This window comes from Caulobacter sp. S45, from assembly GCF_903642205.1.
Taxonomy (GTDB): domain Bacteria; phylum Pseudomonadota; class Alphaproteobacteria; order Caulobacterales; family Caulobacteraceae; genus CAHJWH01.
The window spans coordinates 25,285-33,561 of the sequence record NZ_CAHJWH010000016.1; the positions used below are offsets into that span (position 1 = coordinate 25,285).

12 protein-coding genes are annotated in these 8,277 nt (G+C 69.2%); 5 read left to right on the forward strand and 7 right to left on the reverse strand.

Going from position 1 to position 8,277, the window contains the following annotated elements; genetic code table 11:
* The first annotated feature begins 16 nt into the window (after positions 1–16).
* A complete protein-coding gene (locus tag HUV06_RS03395; protein ID WP_174299866.1) occupies positions 17–1,036 on the forward strand; it encodes a type II secretion system F family protein in 1,020 nt (339 codons plus the stop codon).
* A gap of 18 nt (positions 1,037–1,054) precedes the next feature.
* On the opposite strand, the gene HUV06_RS03400 is transcribed toward HUV06_RS03395, so the two are convergent.
* Positions 1,055–1,360, reverse strand: a complete 306-nt coding sequence (locus HUV06_RS03400; protein ID WP_174299867.1) for a hypothetical protein — start codon at positions 1,358–1,360, stop codon at positions 1,055–1,057.
* A gap of 186 nt (positions 1,361–1,546) precedes the next feature.
* Here HUV06_RS03400 and queC point away from each other — a divergent pair, with 186 nt between their 5' ends.
* Genes queC through HUV06_RS03415 form a run of 3 tightly spaced genes read left to right on the forward strand, consistent with a single transcriptional unit; the run spans position 1,547 to position 3,317 of the window.
* Positions 1,547–2,299, forward strand: a complete 753-nt coding sequence (queC, locus tag HUV06_RS03405; RefSeq protein ID WP_174299868.1) for a 7-cyano-7-deazaguanine synthase QueC — start codon at positions 1,547–1,549, stop codon at positions 2,297–2,299.
* On the forward strand, positions 2,296–2,931 hold the full coding sequence (gene queE, locus HUV06_RS03410; protein ID WP_174299869.1) for a 7-carboxy-7-deazaguanine synthase: 636 nt from the start codon (positions 2,296–2,298) through the stop codon (positions 2,929–2,931). Before queC ends, queE begins: the two co-directional genes overlap by 4 nt.
* Positions 2,932–2,948: 17 nt before the next feature.
* A complete protein-coding gene (locus HUV06_RS03415) occupies positions 2,949–3,317 on the forward strand; it encodes a 6-carboxytetrahydropterin synthase (protein WP_174299870.1) in 369 nt (122 codons plus the stop codon).
* A 3-nt stretch (positions 3,318–3,320) separates the two neighbouring features.
* Here the strand turns inward: HUV06_RS03415 and HUV06_RS03420 are convergent, their stop codons facing one another.
* Entirely contained in the window at positions 3,321–4,019 is a 699-nt protein-coding gene (locus tag HUV06_RS03420; RefSeq protein WP_174299871.1) for a pirin family protein, read from the reverse strand.
* A gap of 148 nt (positions 4,020–4,167) precedes the next feature.
* On the opposite strand from HUV06_RS03420, the gene HUV06_RS03425 reads away from it, so the two are divergent.
* Positions 4,168–5,544, forward strand: coding sequence for a YihY/virulence factor BrkB family protein (locus HUV06_RS03425; RefSeq protein ID WP_174299872.1), 1,377 nt, complete (start codon positions 4,168–4,170; stop codon positions 5,542–5,544).
* Between the two features lie 41 nt (positions 5,545–5,585).
* Here HUV06_RS03425 and HUV06_RS03430 read toward each other — a convergent pair whose 3' ends face one another.
* Genes HUV06_RS03430 through HUV06_RS03450 form a run of 5 tightly spaced genes read right to left on the reverse strand, consistent with a single transcriptional unit; the run spans position 5,586 to position 8,024 of the window.
* Positions 5,586–6,080 carry an ATP F0F1 synthase subunit B gene (locus tag HUV06_RS03430; protein WP_174299873.1) on the reverse strand — a complete coding sequence of 165 codons (495 nt, stop codon included), beginning with the start codon at positions 6,078–6,080 and terminating at the stop codon, positions 5,586–5,588.
* 11 nt (positions 6,081–6,091) lie between these two features.
* Positions 6,092–6,565, reverse strand: a complete 474-nt coding sequence (locus HUV06_RS03435) for a hypothetical protein (RefSeq protein WP_174299874.1) — start codon at positions 6,563–6,565, stop codon at positions 6,092–6,094.
* A gap of 26 nt (positions 6,566–6,591) precedes the next feature.
* The gene (locus tag HUV06_RS03440) at positions 6,592–6,822 is read right to left on the reverse strand and encodes a F0F1 ATP synthase subunit C (protein ID WP_174299875.1); all 231 of its coding nucleotides are present in this window, start codon (positions 6,820–6,822) and stop codon (positions 6,592–6,594) included.
* 47 nt (positions 6,823–6,869) lie between these two features.
* A complete protein-coding gene (locus HUV06_RS03445; protein ID WP_174299876.1) occupies positions 6,870–7,637 on the reverse strand; it encodes a F0F1 ATP synthase subunit A in 768 nt (255 codons plus the stop codon).
* A gap of 18 nt (positions 7,638–7,655) precedes the next feature.
* Entirely contained in the window at positions 7,656–8,024 is a 369-nt protein-coding gene (locus tag HUV06_RS03450; RefSeq protein ID WP_174299877.1) for an AtpZ/AtpI family protein, read from the reverse strand.
* Between the last annotated feature and the right edge of the window lie 253 nt (positions 8,025–8,277).

Below are 8,277 nucleotides of genomic sequence, written 5' to 3' on the forward strand. Positions count from 1 at the left end.
CGGGGAGGCTGAACGCATGACCGGCCTCGTCGCCACCCTCGACAACCCGCTGAATATCGCCGCCGCCGCGATCGCCCTGATGTGCTTCGGCACGGTGGTGAGCATCGCCGCCCCGGCCCTTAAGGGCGACAAGCTGGAAGGTCGCCTGAAGTCGGTGGCCACCCGTCGCGAGGAGCTGCGTCGCCGCTCCCGCCAGCAGATCAAGGACGCCAGCCTCAGGCGCCAGGACAACGGCGTCCTGAAGGACATCATGGAGCGGCTCCAGGTGCGAAAGCTCCTGGAGGATCCCAAGGTCATCGACAAGCTGGCCACCGCCGGCTTCCGCGGACCGAAGCCGCTGACCACCTTCTACTTCTTTCGCTTCGTGACGCCCTTCGTGCTGGCGCTGCTGGGCCTGATCTATTTCTTCGGCCTGCATGGCGTGAACTGGCCGCCGCAGATGCGCTTCGTCGCCGTCTGCGTGCTGTTCGTGATCGGATTCTACGGCCCCAATATCTATGTCAGCAATATCGCCAGCAAGCGGCTGGCCTCGATCATGGCGGTCTTCCCCGACGCGCTTGACCTGCTGCTGATCTGCGTCGAATCGGGCATGTCCATCGAGGCCGCGATCCAGAAGGTCGCCGCCGAGATGGGCTCAAGCTCCATCGAGCTGGCCGAGGAGATGGCGCTGCTCAGCGCCGAGCTGAGCTACCTGCCCGAGCGCCGCCAGGCCTATGAGGGGTTCGCCCGCCGCTCCAACCACCCGGGCATCAAGTCGGTGGCCACGGCCATGACCCAGGCGGAGCGCTACGGCACCCCGCTCGGCAGCGCGCTGCGCGTCATGGCCAAGGAGAACCGCGAGATGCGGATCGCCGCGGCCGAGAAGAAGGCGGCGCAGCTTCCCGCCAAGCTGACCGTGCCGATGATCCTGTTCTTCCTGCCGGTCATCTTCATCGTGATCCTGGGACCCGCCATCATCAAGGTCCAGGACACCACGAAGGGGAGCAAGCCGCCGCCCCCCGCGGCCTCGAACGCCGCCCCCGCGCCCAGGCACTGACGTTCCTGTCTCCCGGTCTCAGGAAGGCGGGAGGGCGGGTCCAGACGGCGCGGGTGGACCCGCGGCGGGAACAGGCGGCTGGGATCCGTAAGCGGGCGGGACCGCGGGATGGCGGCGCGCCAGCACCGCTCTTCGCCTGGCTTCCCGGTCGGCCTCCACCCGCGCGGCCTTCAGCTGCTGTAAGAGCTGATCGCACAGGTCGTCATAGGCGCCGTACTCCCGCGCCGCGCAGCTCTGGTCATACATCTGCTGGAGCTCAGCAACCCCCATGGCCGGGTCGTCGGCCGGCGGCTCGCCGCTCGTCAGGGCCAGGACGGCCAGCATCAGTATCATCCCACGTCGTCCTCCCCCCACTCACGGCCAGGCTTCTCTCATCGCGCCGGTCCGTGGCCGTTCAGGGGCGGTCGCATCAGCTGTCTGCGTGGTGTAAACCACCCATCGGCCTTCCGGTCCATCGCCTGCGTCCGACCGCCATTCCGTTCCGATCAGGCTCCCCCGGCGCCCTTCGTCATGTCACAGCCAAACACGTCCGACATCCCTGGCGCTGCGGGCGGACAAGGCGCCCTGGTGCTGTTCTCCGGCGGGCAGGACAGCTCCACCTGCCTGGCCTGGGCGCTGGAGCGGTTCGACCATGTCGAGACCGTGGGCTTCGACTACGGCCAGCGTCACGGGGTGGAGATGCAGGCGCGGCAGATCGTGCTCGCCGGGTTCCGCGCCCGCTTTCCGCCCTGGACCCGGCGGATCGGCGAGGACCATGTGCTCGACCTGCGCGGCTTCGGGGCGATAGGCGAGTCCGCCCTGACCACCGAGCGCGCCATCGAGGTGACCGAGCGCGGCCTGCCCTCCACCTTCGTGCCAGGGCGCAACCTCGCCTTCTTCGTCCATGCCGCCGCGCTCGCTGACCGGCGCGGATTGCAGAGCCTGGTCGGTGGCATGTGTGAGACCGACTTCTCGGGCTATCCCGACTGCCGACGCGATACGCTGGACGCCCTGCAGGCGGCGCTCCGGCTCGGCATGGCGCGCGAGTTCGCCATCGACACGCCGCTGATGTGGCTGACGAAGGCGCAGACCTGGGCGCTCGCGCACATGTTCGGCGGCGATCCGTTGATCGAACTGATCCTGGAAGAGAGCCACACCTGCTATCTGGGCGAGCGGGGCCTGCGCCATGACTGGGGCTACGGCTGCGGGACCTGCCCGGCCTGCGAGCTGCGCGCCCGGGGCTGGGCGGAGTGGCGGGGCGCCGAGGGGCGAGCCTCTCTATGAGCTATGCCGTCAAGGAGCTCTTCCTCACGCTCCAGGGCGAGGGCGGCCAGGCGGGCCGAGCGGCGGTCTTCTGCCGCTTCGCCGGCTGCAATCTCTGGTCCGGCCGCGAGCAGGACCGGGCGGGCGCCGTCTGCACCTTCTGCGACACCGACTTCGTCGGCCTGGACGGGGAGGGCGGCGGCCGCTTCGACACTCCAGAACGCCTGGCCGCCGCCGCCGCCGCGATCTGGCGAGGACCTGAGGGCCAGCCCAAGCTTGTGGTCTGCACCGGAGGCGAGCCGCTGCTCCAGCTTGACCCGCCGCTGATCGCCGCCTTCCACGCCCATGGCTTCGAGGTGGCGGTGGAGACCAACGGCACTCTCGCCGCACCTCCAGGCCTGGATTGGATCTGCGTCAGCCCCAAGGCGGACCACTTTCTGGCCCAGACCTTTGGCGCCGAGCTGAAGCTGGTCTTCCCTCAGTCCGGGGTCGATCCGGCGCGTTATGAGGGGCTGGCCTTCGAGCGCTTCCTGCTCCAGCCCATGGACGGGCCAGCCCGGCTCGAAAACACCCAGGCGGCGGTCGCCTACTGTCTGGCGCATCCCCGCTGGCGTTTGAGCGTGCAGACGCACAAATACCTCGGCCTGCCGTAGGACCTCTCAGACGCCCGATGCCTGACCCTTTATTCGAGATCACCAAGGCGGCCAGCTTCGACGCCGCCCACAGCCTGCCGGACGGTCCCCGTGGCGAGTACCGGCGCCTGCACGGCCACTCCTTCCGGGTGGAGGCGAGCCTGCGCGGGCCGCTCGACGCCGCGCGGGGCTGGGTGTCGGACCTCGGCGCGCTGGATGAGGCGCTGAAGGCGTTGGCGGCCGAGCTGGACCATGGCCACCTCAACGAGACACCGGGCCTGGAGACACCCACGCTGGAGCACCTGTGCCTGTTCTTCGCCGAGCGGCTGAGGCCGCAGTTCCTGAGCCTGTCGCGCGTGGTGGTCTCGCGACCGACGGTGGGTGAGCGGTGCGCGATAGAGCTTTAAGCGTCAGGCCGCGTCCACCAGAACGACCTCCGAGTCCTCCAGCGCCTTGACCTGCAGCGCGGCCTCGCCAGTGATCGCAGCTCCGTCGCGGGTGTCGAGCCGCACGCCGTTCACCTCCACCGCGCCGCGGGCCACCACCAGGTAGGGATGGCGGGATGCATCGGTCTCGTAGGGCGCGGTCTCGCCAGCCGTCAGCGTGGCGCCCAGCACCCGGGCGTCGGTACGGATCGGCAGGGCGTCTCCGTCATCCTTGAACCCCGAGGCCAGGGGCACGAAGCGCCCGGCCCGGTCACCCTTCGGGAACGGCTTGGCGGCCCAGGCGGGATCACCGCCCCGCTGGCTCGGCAGGATCCAGAGCTGGAAGAGCCGCGTGGTGTCGCCTTCCAGGTTGAACTCGGCATGGCGCACGCCGCGGCCGGCCGACATCACCTGCACGTCGCCGGCTTCGGTGCGGCCGGTATTGCCCAGGCTGTCCTTGTGGGTGATGGCGCCTTCGCGGACATAGGTGATGATCTCCATGTCGGCGTGCGGGTGGGCCGGGAAGCCGCTCTGGGGCGCGATCTCGTCGTCGTTCCACACGCGCAGGGAGCCCCAGCCCATGCGCGCCGGATCGTGGTAGCTCGCGAAGGAGAAGTGGTGGCGCGCGCGCAGCCAGCCGTGGTCCGCCCCGCCGAGGCTGTCGAAGGCTCTTCGTTCGATCATGATAGGCCCCACTAACTGTATCACTGTGTGTTGCGATATATAGAGGCCTGGCGCCGGCTCGAAAAGGGCGCCTGGAACGCGCGTCCGGCTGCGGGGTTTGCCAGGGACGCGGTCGAGCTATGATCGTGCGCTTTGGCCGAGGCCGCCGATGAAATCGCCGTTCGATCGCTCGACCTTCAAGGCGCTGCGCCAGGGCGTGACCGGCCACGGCGGCCTGGGCGCGCTGGCGGAGAGCACCCTCGTCGGCTGGCGCGCGGCCCAGGCGATGAAAGGCGGCAAGTCCAAGCCGCGCAAGGCGGCGTCGCCAAAGCGCCGTGGCAAGGCCGCCAGCCGCCGCGCTCCGGCGCGCCCCGTCGCAAGGCCGAGGCCCCAGTACGGACGGCTGGAGGCGCTCGGCTGGTTCCTGGCGGCCGGCGTCATCCTGGCTTGGCCGCGGGAGCGCTCGGCCTTCGAGTGGTCCTTCCTGAAGCGTCAGGTCACGCCCCCCAAGACCCACGCCCAGCAGGTCATCGCCGCTCATGAGCTGGAGCCCGGCCGCGGCCGCAACGCCGAGCATCCGGGTCAAATCCCCATGCGGGGCTGGAAGGACATCTTCTGGCGCGCCTGGACCGAGTTCAACCGGGACAACATCCCCCAGGTGGCGGGAGGCGTCACCTTCTTCGGCCTGCTGGCGCTGTTCCCGGCCATGGCGGCCTTCGTGTCGCTCTACGGGCTGTTCTTCGACCCGGCCACGGCGGAGCAGCAGGTCCGCCTCCTGAACGGCGTGCTGCCCGGCGAGGCGCTGGGCTTTGTCTCCGACCAGATCAAGCGTCTGGCCGCCGCCCACCACGCGGGGCTGAGCTTTACCTTCATCTTCGGCCTGCTGGTGTCGCTGTGGAGCGCCAATTCCGGGATGAAGGCCTTGATGGTGGGCCTGAACATCTCGTTCGAGGAGAGGGAGAAGCGCAAGTTCGTCCAGCTGAACCTGGTCTCCCTGGCCTTCACCCTCGGCGGCCTGGTGTTCGTGATCCTGGCGGCGGGGGCTGTGATCGTGGTGCCGGTGGTGCTGGCCTTCGTGGGCTACAAGGGAAGCGCGCTGGCGCTGCTGCGATGGCCGTTCCTGCTGCTGGTGGCGGTCGGTGCGATCACGGTGCTCTACCGCTACGGGCCGAGCCGCCAGCTGGAGCGCTGGCGCTGGGTCACCGCGGGCAGCGCGCTTGCGGCGGTGCTGTGGCTGTCCGCCTCGCTGCTGTTCTCGCAGTACGTCGCCCACTTTGGCAACTACGACAAGACCTACGGATCCCTGGGGGCGGTCGTCGGCTTCCTGACCTGGATCTGGGTGTCGATCATCACGATTCTGTTCGGCGCGGAGATCAATTCCGAGATCGAGCACCAGACCGCGGTCGACACCACCGCCGGCAAGCCGCTGCCCATGGGAAAGCGCGGGGCCTACATGGCGGATACGCTGGGCGCAGCACGACCGAAGCCGGATGCGAAGGGAAAGGTTGCGGAGCCGCCGATGTCGCCGGGTGGGGCGGCGGCGTAAGACGTTCTTCTCTCCCCCTGCGTGGCGGGGGATGGGACGGTCTAGCTGTGCAGCCGAGCGCCGAGCTGCGCTACCGCCCGGTCCACCAGCGGATCGGAGGTCATGCCCTCCAACCGGCCGCGCAATACCGTCTCGGCGATGTGGGCGGCGAGGTCGGCGGCGGCGGCCTTCACCTCTGCGGCGGCCTGGGTCTCGGCCTGGGCGATGCGGCGCTCAGCCAAGGCGGTGCGCCGTGCGATCTGTTCCTCCAGCTTCACCTTGGCGTCGGCCTCAAGCCGGCGGGCCTCCTCCTCGGCGTCGCGCATCATCTGCCCGGCCTGGGCCTCCGCCTCCGCCCGCCGGGACTTCAGCGAGTCGAGCAGGGTGTGAGCCTCGGCGCGGAGCCGCTCGGCTTCATCCAGCGCACTCTGGATCTTGGCGGCGCGGTCGTCCAGCGCCTTGGCGGCGGAGTGAGGCACCTTCAGGAAGGTGATCATCACGAAGAACAGCGCCAAGCCGACGAAGACCCACAGCTCGGCGTTCTGGAACAAGGCCATCTGCACTCTCCTCAGGCCTGGGCGGCGCGGGCGAGTTCCGCACCCGACGCCGCAGAGCCGGTCAGCCGCTCGGTGATCGCGGCCGCCGTGTCGTTGGCGATGCCGCCCACCTGGGTCATGGCCTGGTCACGGGAGGCGCGGATACGGTCCTCCGCGGCCGAGAGGCGCACGGAGAGTTCAGCTTCCAGCTCAGCGTTGCGCTTGGCCGAGGCGGCCGCGGCGCGCGCCTTGGCTTCGCTGGCGGTTCGCTGGGCGCGGCCGCGGGCTTCGGCGGTCTCGGCCCGGGCGGTCTCGGATTGGGCCTCGGCCTCGTCGCGCAGGCGCCGGGCGTCGGCCATGTCACCCTCGATGCGACCCTGGCGCGCCTCCATGGTCGCGCGCATGCGCGGCAGGAAGCGCCCGCGCATCACCAGGAACAACCCTGCGAAGATGAGCAGCGCCCAGGCGATCTGGCCCGGCCAGGTGGCGAAGTCGAACTGAGGCATCCGGCCGGTCTCCTAACGCGTCCGGCTCAGACCTTCACGAACAGGATCAGGAAGGCGATCACCAGCGCGAAGATGCCCAGCGCCTCGGTCAGCGCCATGCCGAGGAACAGCATGGGGCGCTCGCCAGGGGCGGCGGAGGGGTTGCGAAGCGCGCCGTTCAGGTAGTTGCCGAACAGGATGCCGAGCCCGATGCCCGCGCCGATCATGCCCAGCATGGCCAGGCCCGCGCCGATGTACTTGGCGGCTGCTACGTCCATTTCAGTCGTTCCTTTAGGTAGAGGGAGGTTGGAGTGGATCGCCGTCGCTAGTGGCTGTGCAGGTTCACGACGTCGTTGAGATACACGCAGGCGAGCGCGGCGAACACGAAGGCCTGCAGGAAGGCCACGATGAACTCCAGCGCGATCAGGGCCACCACGCTGCCGAGCGACAGGGCCGAGACCAGCCAGGCCAGCGAGGCTACGCCGCCGCCGAGCGCCAGGAGCGCCAGCGAGACCACGAAGCTGCCGAAGATGTTCAGCACCACGTGGCCGCCGATCATGTTGCCGAACAGCCGCAGCGCCAGCGTCAGCGGACGCACCAGGAAGGAGATGATCTCGATCGGGATCATCAGGATCAGCAGGTACCAGGGCACGCCGGACGGCATGAACAGCTTGAAGAAGCCCAGGCCGTTGCGCGCAAAGCCCACCACCAGCACCACGGCGATGGTCAGGATGGCGAGGGTCGCGGTGATGGCGAGCTGGGAGGTCGCGGTGGGGATCACCACCAGCATGCCCAAGAGGTTCATCGCGGCGATGAAGGTGAACAGGGTGAACACCAGCGGCACGTAGCGCTTATATTCATGGCCTATGATCGAATGGGCGAGGTCGTCGATCAGCTCGAACAGCAGCTCGCCCACGCTCTGCAGCCGTCCCGGGACCACGGCCGGCTTCGCCGCCAGGCCGAACAGGCCGCACAGCACCACACCCGAGGCGAGCATCGCCAGGGTCACGTTGGTGATCGAGAAGTCGATCCCCGCAATCTTCGGCAGCTCGACGATCCTGTGGATCTCGAACTGCTCCATCGGCGCAGCCATGCCCGATCAGCCCTCTCATCAAGCCCCGTCGTCGGGACCTTCGTTCATGTTCACCGGCGCGGGCGCCGAGTCTTGTGTCCTCGCCGGCGCTGGGGCCGACATGCGGGCCGCCGAGCGGACCGCCAGGTAGATCGCCGCAGCGGACCCGATCAGCACGCCGCCGATCAGGCCGAAGGGCGCGGTTCCTGCGAACCGGTCGAGCAGCCAGCCGAGCCCCAGGCCCGTCAGCACCCCGCCGATCAGCTCCCCGATCAGCCTGTAGCCGGCGCCGGCCCCTTCGTCGGAGCCGTACTGCCTAGGCGTCCGCCGGCTCGAAGCGGCCAAGGCGTCGTACCGCTCGTCGAAGCGCTTGAGCGCCTCGTCGCGCGGGTACGGCGGCTCGGGCATGGATCAGACACGGAAACGACCGCGACGGCGAAGGTCGCAGCCCTCTGGAACGCCGCCGTGTCTATAGAGGCGGTCCCGGAGCGTCAAGCCGCGGCGGCCGGCGCCTTAAGCCTTTGCCGGCGCTGAGCTCTGCTTATACCAGCGGCTGTTGAGCTTGACCGCTGGCGAGGCTGATCCTCCCCTCTTGGGTGAGGGGGACCAGCGAAGCTGGTGGAGGGGGCTGCGCCGCCGCTTCGCGTCGGCCCCCACAGTC